The 12,871-nt window shown below is 49.5% G+C and carries 11 protein-coding genes; 7 read left to right on the forward strand and 4 right to left on the reverse strand.

Annotation, left to right across the window (positions count from 1 at the left end; all coding sequences use genetic code 11):
* Window position 1: 1 nt before the first annotated feature.
* A complete protein-coding gene (locus tag AC0L4K_RS15420; RefSeq protein WP_473267032.1) occupies window positions 2–1,447 on the reverse strand; it encodes an aldehyde dehydrogenase family protein in 1,446 nt (481 codons plus the stop codon).
* Window positions 1,448–1,576: 129 nt separating this feature from the next.
* Between AC0L4K_RS15420 and AC0L4K_RS15425 the strand changes: the two genes are divergently transcribed.
* From AC0L4K_RS15425 to purT, 5 genes are all read left to right on the forward strand, one after another.
* Window positions 1,577–2,473, forward strand: a complete 897-nt coding sequence (locus tag AC0L4K_RS15425; protein WP_417223923.1) for a LysR family transcriptional regulator — start codon at window positions 1,577–1,579, stop codon at window positions 2,471–2,473.
* A gap of 379 nt (window positions 2,474–2,852) precedes the next feature.
* The gene (locus tag AC0L4K_RS15430; protein WP_473267034.1) at window positions 2,853–4,574 is read left to right on the forward strand and encodes a hypothetical protein; all 1,722 of its coding nucleotides are present in this window, start codon (window positions 2,853–2,855) and stop codon (window positions 4,572–4,574) included.
* Window positions 4,574–5,323, forward strand: coding sequence for a DUF3726 domain-containing protein (locus AC0L4K_RS15435; protein WP_473267036.1), 750 nt, complete (start codon window positions 4,574–4,576; stop codon window positions 5,321–5,323). The genes AC0L4K_RS15430 and AC0L4K_RS15435 overlap by 1 nt, the downstream gene beginning before the upstream one ends.
* 167 nt (window positions 5,324–5,490) lie before the next feature.
* Window positions 5,491–6,225, forward strand: coding sequence for a TSUP family transporter (locus AC0L4K_RS15440; RefSeq protein WP_473267037.1), 735 nt, complete (start codon window positions 5,491–5,493; stop codon window positions 6,223–6,225).
* Window positions 6,226–6,297: 72 nt separating this feature from the next.
* Complete coding sequence (gene purT / locus AC0L4K_RS15445) at window positions 6,298–7,482, forward strand: formate-dependent phosphoribosylglycinamide formyltransferase (RefSeq protein WP_473267039.1); 1,185 nt, start codon at window positions 6,298–6,300, stop codon at window positions 7,480–7,482.
* 54 nt (window positions 7,483–7,536) lie between these two features.
* On the opposite strand, the gene AC0L4K_RS15450 is transcribed toward purT, so the two are convergent.
* Window positions 7,537–8,403: an urea carboxylase-associated family protein gene (locus tag AC0L4K_RS15450; RefSeq protein WP_473267041.1), complete on the reverse strand. Its 867-nt coding sequence runs from the start codon at window positions 8,401–8,403 to the stop codon at window positions 7,537–7,539.
* 111 nt (window positions 8,404–8,514) lie between these two features.
* On the opposite strand from AC0L4K_RS15450, the gene AC0L4K_RS15455 reads away from it, so the two are divergent.
* Complete coding sequence (locus AC0L4K_RS15455; protein ID WP_473267043.1) at window positions 8,515–9,366, forward strand: LysR substrate-binding domain-containing protein; 852 nt, start codon at window positions 8,515–8,517, stop codon at window positions 9,364–9,366.
* A gap of 447 nt (window positions 9,367–9,813) precedes the next feature.
* On the forward strand, window positions 9,814–10,587 hold the full coding sequence (locus tag AC0L4K_RS15460) for a maleate cis-trans isomerase family protein (RefSeq protein ID WP_473267045.1): 774 nt from the start codon (window positions 9,814–9,816) through the stop codon (window positions 10,585–10,587).
* Between the two features lie 93 nt (window positions 10,588–10,680).
* On the opposite strand, the gene AC0L4K_RS15465 is transcribed toward AC0L4K_RS15460, so the two are convergent.
* Window positions 10,681–11,913 carry a quaternary amine ABC transporter ATP-binding protein gene (locus tag AC0L4K_RS15465; protein WP_417223910.1) on the reverse strand — a complete coding sequence of 411 codons (1,233 nt, stop codon included), beginning with the start codon at window positions 11,911–11,913 and terminating at the stop codon, window positions 10,681–10,683.
* Window positions 11,906–12,805 (reverse strand): ABC transporter permease, encoded by a 900-nt coding sequence (locus tag AC0L4K_RS15470; protein WP_473267047.1) that lies wholly within the window; start codon window positions 12,803–12,805, stop codon window positions 11,906–11,908. The genes AC0L4K_RS15465 and AC0L4K_RS15470 overlap by 8 nt, the downstream gene beginning before the upstream one ends.
* Between the last annotated feature and the right edge of the window lie 66 nt (window positions 12,806–12,871).

Consider the following 12,871-nt stretch of genomic DNA (forward strand, 5'->3'; position numbering starts at 1 on the left):
GTTAGCCACGGATGTATGTCGTTTTAACGATGGTGTAAAACTCTTTAGCATAGCTACCTTGCTCACGTGGACCGAAGCTGGAATCCTTGCGACCACCAAAGGGCACATGGTAGTCGGTGCCTGCTGTTGGCAAATTCACCATCACACAACCTGTTTTGGCATTGCGTTTGAAGTGAGTCGCGTATTTCAGTGATTCAGTACAGATACCGCCGGTCAAACCGAAGTTCGTATCATTCAGGGTCGCCAAGGCTTCGTCATAATCCTTCACTTTGATAATGCAGCCGATGGGAGCGAACGCTTCTTCACGGTTAATCGTCATCGCGTTAGTCGTGTTCGTGAATAACGCCGGTTGCATATAATAGCCTTCGGTCTCTTCGGTCAGCACCTCACCACCGTAGACCAGCGTGCCACCCTCAGCCTTGGCAATCGCCAGGTAATTCAGGTTTTGCTCCATCTGACGAGCATCAGCGACGGCACCAATATGAACACCCGCTTTCAGCGGATGACCAACCACCAATTGCTTCATCCGCTCCACCATCGCAGCGACAAAGCGATCATGAATACCTTCCGTCACGATTAAACGGGAAGACGCAGTACACTTCTGACCCGTACCACCAAACGCGCCTCCGACGGCACACTCAACCGCGTTATCAAGATCCGCATCATCGAGCACCACCAGCGCATTCTTACTGCCCATCTCGAGTTGACACTTGACCAGATTAACCGCCGTTGCTGCAGCTACTTTACGCCCGGTTTCCAATGATCCGGTAAAGGTAAGTGCGTTAATACCACGGGAGTTAATCAAGGTATCACCGACCTCAGCCCCCGGCCCCATAACGAGGTTAAAAGTGCCAGCCGGAAGCCCCTGACGGGCGATGATCTCGGTCAGTGCCCATGCCGATGCCGGCACCTGATTGGCAGGCTTCCAGACCACCGCATTACCAAAGGCTAAAGCAGGTGCTATCTTCCACGCACCGGTCGCCGTCGGGAAATTCCATGGGGTGATAATACCAACCACACCCACCGGCTCACGTCGGGTTTCAATCTCAATGCCTGGGCGAACAGAATCAGCTGTTTCACCCATCTGGCGTAACACTTCAGCGGCATAGTAATGGAAGAATTGCCCCGAGCGGTAGGTTTCACCGACACCTTCAGCCAGCGTTTTACCCTCTTCTCGGGCCAGCAACTCACCCAGTTCATCTTTACGGGCGATCAACTCATCACCGATCGCCATGAGCACTGAATAACGCTGTTCTAGACCACTCTTTTGCCATTCAAGCTGGCCAACCGCAGCCGCTGCAATAGCCGCGTCTGTCTGAGCCTTATCGGCCTGCGCATACAGACCGATCACATCACGGGTATCCGCTGGGCTGATATTGGCCACATGGCCGCTATTACCCTCAACCCACTCACCTGCAATGTAATTACGAAAAATTGAATCAGACATATTGACCTCCTGAATGTTGATAGATCCATCATAGATTCTGTGATTCAATAAGAATAATTAATAAATAATATTCATTGATAAGGTTTCCTTATTTAGAATCCCTTCCTGATCACATGCCTGGAGTCGACGATGCTACCGGAACTGAAGATTACTCAACTGCGTCATTTTGTCTGGGTGGCCGAACTTAAAGGTTTTCATGCCGCGGCAGAGAAAGCCCACCGTACTCAACCGGCTATCTCGCTATCGATTCGCGATCTCGAAAATAAGCTAAGTGAATCGTTATTTGAAAAGCGCAATGCGAAAACCGCTAAGACTGAACTGACCCCCTTTGGCAAATACTTTCTACCGAAAGCCAAAGAACTGATTGAGCATCACGATCGAATTGCCGAAGACATGACCCTACTCGCCGAGCATAAAACCGGTCACCTGCGGCTTGCATCCGTGCCATCGATTGCCAGTCAGGTCTTGCCTGAACTACTATTCGAATTTATTAAAGATACACCGGACTTGCATATCAGCTTTTTCGATGACAACTCTGCAGCGGTTTATCGTATGGTGGAGAACCAGCAGGTCGATTTCGGCATTGCCCACCTATTTCATGAAGAGGAACACAGTGACAAAAGTTTTATTCCTATCTGGGAAGATCAAATCGGCGTTGTCTGCCCGATCAATCACCCGCTGACTGAATATAAAGAACTGCACTGGCAGGCACTGCGTCATCATCGACTAATCAGTAACGGCACATCTCGCCTGTTTGAAGGCAGTGAAGCTGAGTCCTTGATTCATGACTCACAGATCTACGTCTCGAGTATGATCTCACTCATCGCCATGTTGGAAGCCGGCTTTGGTGTCACCACCCTGCCCCGCTATGCCGTACCCAAAGACAGTCAAACCCTATGCTTCATTCCTCTGAGCGCCCCCGTCGTCGTGCGCCGAATAGGGATCGTCAAACTGACGAATAAATCGCTGACACCATCGGCACAGGCTCTAGTCGACTTTATTCTCGCCAGTAATCATGCGGTGTAAATCAGCAGCGACGGAAAATGTTTACCCTTGAGTGACAAAGAGCGATGGAAATTTATAGGAAAAATAATAGTTTGAAGGGTTTTGATAAGTTTTGCTTATTAAGCGATATAACCTTCTGATTTGTATGTGATCCTCGGTATAGCCCATGATAACCCTCATACGAACAGGATGCTCAAGATGGCTTTCAAATGAAACCATAAGATGAGACAACATCATCGATAGGTTTCGTCTTGCCGTCTAACTCCCTGTTCCGCTACGCGCTGCTACTAAACCCTAGCTTGCTGCTCAGCGAACAGAACAAACCCTGTTTAAGGTTTTGGACACATCGACAGGTTCAATGATAAAAAACGATGTGCGGCTATTTATGAGGAGAATAACAATGACCATGCCCGCTGCTATACAGGCTGCTCTACGAGGGGAAAATGCACTCCCCTTACGTCCAGCAGACCAGGTTATGAACTTAGAAAGGCTCGGCGCGCTACATCAGAGCCGGTTAAGTTTCATGCGCACCTTGGTACGACGTATTATGCGCGAGCGCTGGCAGATCGCCCCCAGCCGCTTTGAGCTCGATGAGCAGGGCTACGGCAGCGTTATCTATAGCATCAAAACACCCCACAAATGCTATAGCTTTGTGCTGTTTTCCGACTACCTCTCTGCCGAAGACCGCAATGACCGGGTGATTGCCACTCAGTGGGATCTAACCATGGCGCTGGTCGAAGGGGAAATAGACGACCTTTATCTGTCCAAACTGCGCCAGAATGTACCTAAACAGGAAGCGGGCCGTGTCGACGCCCGCGTATTTGTTCTCTCCCGCGCCAACCGCAGTGCCCGTAATTTCGACTATGTTGTCGATCAGCTCGCCAAGGGTGAACAGCCGGACATCGCTCAGATTGCCCGGGTAGGCTATCTATATCGCACCACCGCCGTCTACGGTAGTGGCAAACTCGGCATGGCCGATTGGGAAAAGGTCGCCACTCGTCATGCTGATTTTGCCCGTCCATTCGCTGCCGAAATGTTTGTTTGTCTAATGTTGCGCAACTTCAGCCTGCTGCAGGCTGAACATATCGCCCAGCATCGTAGCCCCGACAGTTACACCCCAATGCAGGCCGATATTAAGCGCTTCTTCGGCATCGGCAACTCCACCGGCTTAGGTATGGCTCCCTATCTGATCAACCACCCACAGCTAATCAACCAGTGGATCGAGATGCGTGAGTTGGCATTGGCCAGAATCCGAGTACTGGGCAACATCAACCAGCGTGTTCTGCAACAGTTTCCACAGCTATTGCAACGTTGCACCGTCCATACCGAACAGACCGTCACTGAAGATGCATGGCAAACAGTACATAACCGCCAGGTGTTGGTTGACCTGCAGGCGATTGAGCAACACTGCGCCCAAGGGATCGAAAGCTGGGATGCACTGCTCGACTGGAGCGAGAAAAACTGTTCGCTTCAGGGTCAAGAGATGCTGATATCGGTGATGTTGGAGCTCTATCCAGAACTGGTCGACGACCTCGAAGGCCATTACAGTGTCGAAGAGTTTCTGGATCTTGATCCGGTGATGCCGCTGCAACAACTGAAGCAGGTCATTGAACAGCGTTATCAGTGGGCGTTAAAACTGGATTTTGCCGCAGACGGCGCAAAAGATACGTTCTGGTATCGTTCAGAAGAAAAAATGGAGCCTCGTTTGGGAGACACCCGGGAAGACGAAGGCAAGGATAAACAGATGGCGTTAGGCGTCGGCTATGCAGTGCGCAAATGCTATGACCAACTGTGCGATTATATGCTCGAATATCCACAGCATTCCACCGCCCGATTTATGGTTGCACAACCTAAATTACGTGGCATCGTGCGCCGTATTCAAAGCATGAACCGTTGTCTTTACGGAGATATTCAGGCCAATTTACTGGATCGCGAGATTATGCCCATGCATCTGCTACGCGCTAAGCTCGCCTGCTTTGGCGTCGGTAAATTTGATCCGCGCTCTAAGCTTTGGGTGCGCAATACCATGTTTCAAGGCGCGCCACTGCTGGAAGATATTGGTAAAACATTTAATGACGACTGGTTTATGCCACTGGCCCCCGACGCACAAGGAGCACGCTAATGCATATTTCAATGACTGAGTTGAAAGCGGCGTTGCGACGCTGCTTTGAAGCTACGGGTTACTATGTTGGCAATTATGAAGATGCCGCCAATATGATTCTTTGGTTAGAAAAACATGGTCTAGATGGCCTTAAAGAGTTACAAAGCGCGCTGCCCTATATCGGTGACGATAGCAGCAAACCGCTCAGCACGGTGATCTATGAAGACAGTACGGCTGCCGTTATCGACAGCCATGACCGTAGCGCCTTGAACTGTATCGCCGCCTCCGTTGATCTCGCCCATGCCAAAGCACTGGAAAACGGTATCGCAACCGTTACCGTACATAACTGTCACAACCGTATGTTTATCCTCAAGGCACTGACCGACTGTGGTCGCCGAGGTATCAGCGTCACCGCTTATTGGCAAAACGGCAGTCAAACCATTACCGAACACACCGCCGCTATTAAAGCCGGCGAGCGTTACCCGAGTTACAGTGAAGCGGTGACAAACCTAGCAACACATATCGATGACAAACAAGCGCTTACGATTATTTGTAGTTCACGGGTCAATCTAGCCTCATCACTGCAGCAATCACAGGGTAATTATAAAGCTCGGCATATCAGCGCAGAACAGATTCAGCTGAATAAAGAACAGAGCGTAGATGACGGTATCGCTATCGATACCGAACTCTGGGCTGAGATTAACCGTATTGGCGACGGTGTTTTAGTCGCCAATACCGAACGCTCCCGTCAGGGTGCAGGCGGACGCTAACTCGTTCATTATCGTGCGTATGGCCTGTTGGATACCTCATCCCGCAGGCCACCCCATGACCCGGCAGCTGACTGCACTTCCGTTGCCGGGTCATTTTTTCATCCAACCATACCCGTCCGCCCTATCCACAGGCATACTGTCACCTCACTCGTGAATAGCTGGAAACCATGTTATATACCCTGCCGGAACTACTGGCCGTCTTGATCGTCACCTGTGGCATTGCCCTACAAACTGTCGTAGGCATCGGTTATGGCTTACTGGCTGCACCCTTACTTTATCTGATCAATCCCGCTTATGTACCCGGCCCGGTCTTGCTCGTCGGCTTTGGTTTAGCCTTAATGATGGTCATACGGGAACCTAATGCCCTGCGCTGGCGACGGGTCATGCCCGCTATCATCGCTAGAATCCCCGGTGCTTGGTGCGGTGCAGCGTTGTTAGTCGCGCTACCACAATATGCCCTCAGCCTCTTTTTTGGTTTTTCCGTACTGACCGCCGTGTTGCTCAGCCTATGGCGGTTTAATATTTCGGCCACCCCCGTCAATCTAATCATCGGCGGCTTCTTTTCCGGTGTGGGGGGCACAGCCACCTCCGTAGGCGGGCCACCGATAGCACTGGTTTATCAGCAACAGGATAGGATTACCGCACGTAGCGAGATCGCCGCCTTTCTGTTGATCGGCACACCGATATCCCTGTTAATGCTGATCTATAAAGGCAGCCTCGACTGGCACAGCGCCCAACTGAGTCTAAAAATAGTTCCAGGGCTGTTTCTCGGTTTCTTTTTAGCCCGAAAAATTGATGGCAAGTTATCCACAACCTCAGCAAAACCGATGTTATTAGCCGTTTCCGGCGCCTCTGCGCTGTTAGTCAGCATCAAAGGTCTACTCGGCTGGTTGGCGCTCTAATCCGCATAAATATTAGGGGCCACCGCATTCTTGAAATATAATCCCTACTTTTTAAAGGATAGGACTCTCCTCATGGCTCATATCGGTACACCGTTCTCATCGTCGGCAACTAAAATTTTACTCTGTGGTTCTGGCGAACTGGGCAAAGAGGTGGTGATTGAACTGCAGCGCTATGGTTGTGAAGTCATCGCCTGTGACCGTTATGAAAATGCCCCCGCCATGCAGGTTGCCGATCGTTCTTACACCTTTTCAATGCTCGATGGTGCCGAACTGCGGCGGGTGATTGAACTGGAGAAGCCTGATTATATCGTGCCGGAAATCGAAGCGATCTCAACCGATACCCTGGTTGCCTTGGAACAGGAAGGTTTCAATGTGGTGCCGACAGCCAATGCTGCGCGACTCACTATGAACCGTGAAGGGATTCGTCGTCTTGCCGCAGAAGAACTTGGTATTCCAACCTCAAACTACCAGTTTGTCGATAACCGCACCGATTTTGAAAACGCCGTAACTGAGATCGGTATGCCCTGCGTCGTTAAGCCGATTATGAGTTCTTCTGGCAAAGGCCAGAGCACCATCAAAACAGTGGCCGATATCGACAGCAGTTGGACTTATGCTCAAGAAGGCGGCCGAGCTGGCGCGGGACGGGTGATCGTCGAAGGCTTTGTCAATTTTGATTATGAAATTACCCTGCTGACCATCCGTCATATTCAGGGCACGAGTTTCTGCCTACCGATCGGACACCGTCAAGAAGATGGTGATTATCGCGAATCTTGGCAGCCACAAGCGATGAGTGACAAGGCCCTCGAACGAGCCAAAGAGATCGCCGAAAAAGTCACTGGCGCACTGGGTGGTCGTGGCATTTTCGGTGTCGAACTGTTTATCAAAGGCGATGAGGTTTACTTCAGTGAAGTCTCACCTCGCCCCCATGATACCGGTATGGTAACTATGATCTCTCAGGATCTATCGCAGTTCGCTCTGCACGCACGGGCGATCTTAGGCTTGCCGATTCCGAACATCGTGCAACATGGCCCATCGGCATCGGCTGTCGTCTTAGTCGAGGCCGAATCAAACCAGCTAAGCTTTGCGAACCTCGAAGTCGCACTCGCCGCCCCCGATACTCAGCTACGTTTATTTGGCAAACCTAACATCAACGGCAAACGCCGTATGGGCGTGGCACTCGCTCGGGGAACCGATATCGATAATGCGGTAGAGAAGGCGCTAACCGCCGCCGCGGCAGTGACCGTTAACGTCGAATAAAGTCGCCTCGAAACTACAAGGCAGCTACACCTGGTGTAGTTGCCAACACATCACTTAAACAGCATGTTTACCTCTATAGCCACTCGTAGAGGGTGACTGCCAATCCGCTAAGGCATCATTGGTCGGTTTATAAATTTCAACCAACAGTGGATAACAGGCGGTGCTGTCATCGGAATGGCTGCTGCCGCAATCGCCACCAGGACAGGCGGATAACGCCCCTAATAGGTCGATCTCAGCAAAAAACTCAATGAAGTCGCCCGGGCGCACAGGGCTCGCTTTCATAAAATATTGATGCGTGTCCTTCGTAAATCCAGTACACATAAATACATTCAGCACATCGTGCACATGTGGTTCAGCGATCTCAGGGCTCACCCCTTCAGCATGCGCCAACGCGCGGGTCAGATTTGAATGGCAGCAATGGTTGTAATCGACACCTTTAAGCATATGGTTGGTATAGGGATCACAGCGCGTACCGATCACATCATGCACACCCGCTCCATCTTCATCCCAGCCGTACCAATCCAGAGTATCATGGGTAATGGTTGCCATTGGACGCAGTGTCGAAAGAGTGCTCCATAAACGATCACCAGTGCTTACATGACTGGCATGTAACTGACGTGTTTTACCACTATAAAATCGTTCAGATAGATCATTCGCATTCCATAAATTCAGATCGCCAACCTGAGGGCCTTCGATGCTGACAATACGAAAGAAATGCCCCGCCGGCACCGTAAAAGAAGCGCCGTCTCGGGGAGGCACGACAACCTGAGACACTTTTTCCATACCTTGCCTAGCTTGCTGGTAGAGGCTCGCGTCATAGGCAGGCAAACACTCAACGTCATAACAGATAACCGGTTTAGCTGAATGTTGATGACGGCGCTCAACAGCGGGTTTTTCTTTATTAACTTTCGATGTATTCATGTTCGATTCCTCTTTGCGTTAATGGATTCAATCACATTGATATAAATCTTAGAAATGATATAAATGAAAGACATTGTTTCATTTTCACCATATATCAAGAGATGACTGCCCATGAACCTTGGACTGTTGCGCACTTTCATTGCGGTTGCCGAAGGCGAAAGTTTTACCGCAGCAACCAAGAGCAGACATTTAACTCAATCGACCGTAAGCCATCAGATCAAACGTCTTGAAGAATCTTTAGAGCAGCAGCTATTTCATCGAACAACGCGAAGCTGCCGGCTGACCGATGATGGCGATGTGCTGTATCAATATGCGAAGAAAATTATTCAGTTGTGCGACGAGGTAGAAGCGCGATTCAAAGAAAAACCATTACAGGGGCATATTAACTTTGCCGCCCCGGAAGATTATCTATCACTGCCCTTCTCCCGTGTACTGGCGCGCTTTGCTCGCATTCAAAAAGATGTAGAGATCGAAATCACCGTGGGTTTAAGTAATAACATCCGGCCAGAGGTTGATACCGGCGCGATTGATCTTGCTATCCTTACCCAGATCCCCCCAACAGGCGAGGGCACCCCACTCTATCGAGACCCATTAGTCTGGCTGGCCAGTAAAGACTTTCAAGTACCGACAAATGGCCCGATACCACTGGCACTGGTTCCTTCTCCCTGCCTCTACCGAAAAACAGCGCTAACAGCCTTAGAAGAAGCGGGTATGGCTTGGCAAATAGCACTGAGCTGCCATAGTCACGAGGCCATAAAAGCCGCCGTAGAATCTGGGCTCGCAGTGACCGTGCTGACTCAAAAAGACTTACGACCCGGTATGAGGATACTGGATGAGAAAGAGGGTTTCCCGCGTTTGGGTGAATCTGAGATTTCATTACACCAAGCCCCTAACCTAGCAAATGAGGCTGCCCAACAACTGATTCAACAGATTCTCGAACAGAGAGATACCCCGCTATTTTAAATCCTTTTATACCGTCGACTCACTGCGAAGAACGCTTTTGCCCCGTCTCAGGGGTGACTCACGCCCTCCCCCTTAACAGCGACTTTTAAGCTCTCGCTAATGAGTGCGCCCAACCAGCGGCGCAGACTTAACACAAGAAAACATCGGAACCCTATATGCAAAATAAACATTAATTTATTTCAGTTATATCATTTAAACAATGAAAGCGATTGTGCTTAAATCCATTTAGACAAGCACCTCTGATACAGCCAGTCAGATGAGTCAGGTGAATGTCACCAAGCCGATACTAGGGTTGTTGTCTTGAGCGCTTACCGCCACTTTTCTAATATCGATAGTGTCGTTATTCCATCGTTGAATCTCCAACAGAGAAATCCCCCTTCGACGCGATCACCCGACAATTGGCGCATAATACAGTGCGATAATTAAAAAGAGATGAGATACATAGCGATGACAAAAATGGAAGAAGTTGGCTTTAAGCATGCTGAAAGCGAATATTTTCCCGGCGGGAAAATAGGCCTTATCGCCCTACGGACAGACCATTTAGTTGAAGATGCCATGCGCTCATTGCTCTGCGACGCTGAGGTTTCAATCATCACCAATCGAATCGCCTTCAATGACCCCGTGAATACAAAAAATCTTCAAGCAATGGCGCAGGATTTAAACCGTGCTACTGCGGACTTACTACCGGGAAAGCAGGTCGATGTGATTGCTTTTTGTTGCTCTTCCGGCACCGTCGCGATTGGCGAGCAGAAGCTGAAAGAACAAATACAGAAAATTAAACCGCAATCTCAAGTCACCAACCCCGTCACGGCAGCGACCTCGGCTTTCTTAGCCTTGGGCGTCAAAAAACTCACTATCATCACCCCTTATATCACTGAAGTTAACAGAGAGGTGGCCAAGTTTTTTTCCGATAAAGGGCTTAACATCCTCAATATCGTCGGTTTTAATGTGATGGCCGACGCAGATATCACCCGAATAGACCCCGAAGCAATCAAGCAAGCCGCGTTAGCACAGGTTCATCCAGACGCTGAAGCCTTATTCATATCCTGTACCGCACTGCGCTCCATCGAGGTCATTGCAACCCTAGAAGAACTGTTGGGTATTCCCGTAATCACCAGTAACCAAGTGATGGCCTGGCATGTATTACAACTGCTGGGCAAACCTCACTCAGTCAGTAAAGGCGGGCGTATCTTCGCCTTAGGGGGCGCCAATACTCAATAAAGTTAACCTCGCTACTGACTTTAGCTGCCAAGCGTCAGCCACAAAAAAGGCCGACGCGTTAAGCATCAGCCTTTTGAAAGATTAACCAAGAGGCTAGCTCTTTTTCTGCTCTTCCGATGTATCCTCATTACCCAACACTTCGGCCAATGTCTGACGGGATAACTGCCCTGTCATTTGGCCCTCTTCATCGATGACCGGTAGAGAGTACTCCGCATTCAAAGTCTCGGGAATAACGGTTTCTAGCACCGCATCCTGCGAAATAGCGTCCAAGTCTTCATACTGAAGAGAATCAAGGTCTGCTTTTTTATCATCTTCAAAAGCAGCCTGTAAGGTCTCTTCCGTCAGAACACCCTGATAACCCTCATCATTGATGTGATAACCATAATCCTGTTTGAAACCTTTCATCTGTTTCAAAGCGTCTTCGATGGTATCAGCGGTGATACGTGAAGCAGGTGCCTTCATCACGGTTTCGACGGTTAGTGCACGAGCACGGTTTACATCGCGTACAAAGGCTTCAACATAATCATTAGCGGGATTGAGCAAAATATCTTCAGGCTCACCCTGCTGTACCATTTCACCATCTTTCAAGATCGCAATACGGTCACCGATACGCAGTGCTTCATCGAGATCGTGGGTGATAAAGATAATGGTTTTGTGCAGTTTTTCCTGCAGTTCAATCAGCTGATCCTGCATCTCGGAACGGATCAATGGATCGAGTGCGGAGAACGCTTCATCCATCAATAGAATTTCAGCATCGGTACACAATGCCCGAGCCAACCCAACCCGCTGCTGTTGACCACCTGAGAGCTGCGCCGGATACTGTTCTTCATAGCCGGCCAAGCCAACCGTGGCTAACCATTCGGTTGCTTTCGCTTTACTCTCAGCCTTACTGACACCCTGTATAGAGAGCCCATAAGCAACATTATCGACGACGGATTTATGCGGTAGCAATCCAAAGCGCTGAAACACCATCGACATCTTGTGCCGACGGAATTGCTCCAACTCTTTAGGCCCGAGTTTCATGACGTCGGTGCCTTCGACTTCAATGACACCTTCAGTCGGATCGATCAGCCGGTTAAAATGACGAATCAACGTGGATTTACCGGAGCCTGATAGCCCCATAATCACGAAAATCTCGCCTTTATTGATGGTCAGATTAATATCTTTAAGACCGAGTGTATGACCCGTTTCCGCCAGAATTTCATCCTTGCTTTTACCCTCATGCACCAGCGGCATGTATTTCTTAGGATTATTCCCGAAAAGCTTATACAGCCCTTCGATCTTAATCAGTGTTGTCGCGGCAGCTTTTTTACCCGATTCACCCATTATCCATACCCCCTAGGTATCGCTGACTCCGTTTAGCATATGCCTGAGAGACTCGGTCAAAAATAATCGCCAATGCTACAATCGCTAAGCCGTTCAATAAGCCCAGCGTAAAGTACTGGTTAGTAATGGATTTCAATACTGGCTGGCCTAACCCTTTAACACCGATCATCGAGGCGATAACCACCATCGACAGCGCCATCATAATGGTTTGGTTGATACCCGCCATAATCGTTGGCATAGCCAAAGGCAGTTGCACCCCGACTAAGCGCTGCATCGAGCTGGCACCATAAGCTGTTGCTGCTTCCAGCACATCTTTATCCACCAGCCGAATACCGAGATTGGTCAAACGAATCACCGGCGGTATTGCATAGATAATAACGGCAATCACACCCGGAATTTTTCCGATACCCAAGAGCATCACCACGGGAATCAAATACACAAATGCTGGCATGGTTTGCATAATATCCAATAGCGGTGTCACCACTGACTGCACCCTATCTGAGCGCGCCATGGCGATCCCTATGGGCACCCCTAAGGCGATGGCCATGAAGGTACACACCAAAATAATACTCATGGTGCGCATGGTATTATCCCACATGCCGAAATAACCGATCATAAAGAACGATATCACTACACCTAGGCTAAGCTTCCATGAACGACTGGATAGGTAAGCAAGAACGGCGATAATGGCAATCACCAACCACCACGGCGTTGCTAATAGCAGTTTTTCAAACCAAACTAAAAATGTTAACAAAGGGTCAAAAAAACCCTCAATCATCTCACCGTACTCACGGGAAAAGTCGCGATACGCAGTATCTAAAAACTTCCGGATATCCCTGAGATCCCCTCTGCTTAGTTGGGGTACCTCACTCAACCAACTTGCATCAGCCATATATAACCTCTTTCAGAAACAACACTGCCCGATTACTGTGGGCAATCAGGCAGTGATTTTTTAGCA

The sequence above is a fragment of the Amphritea sp. GJ51-11 genome (assembly GCF_055808735.1).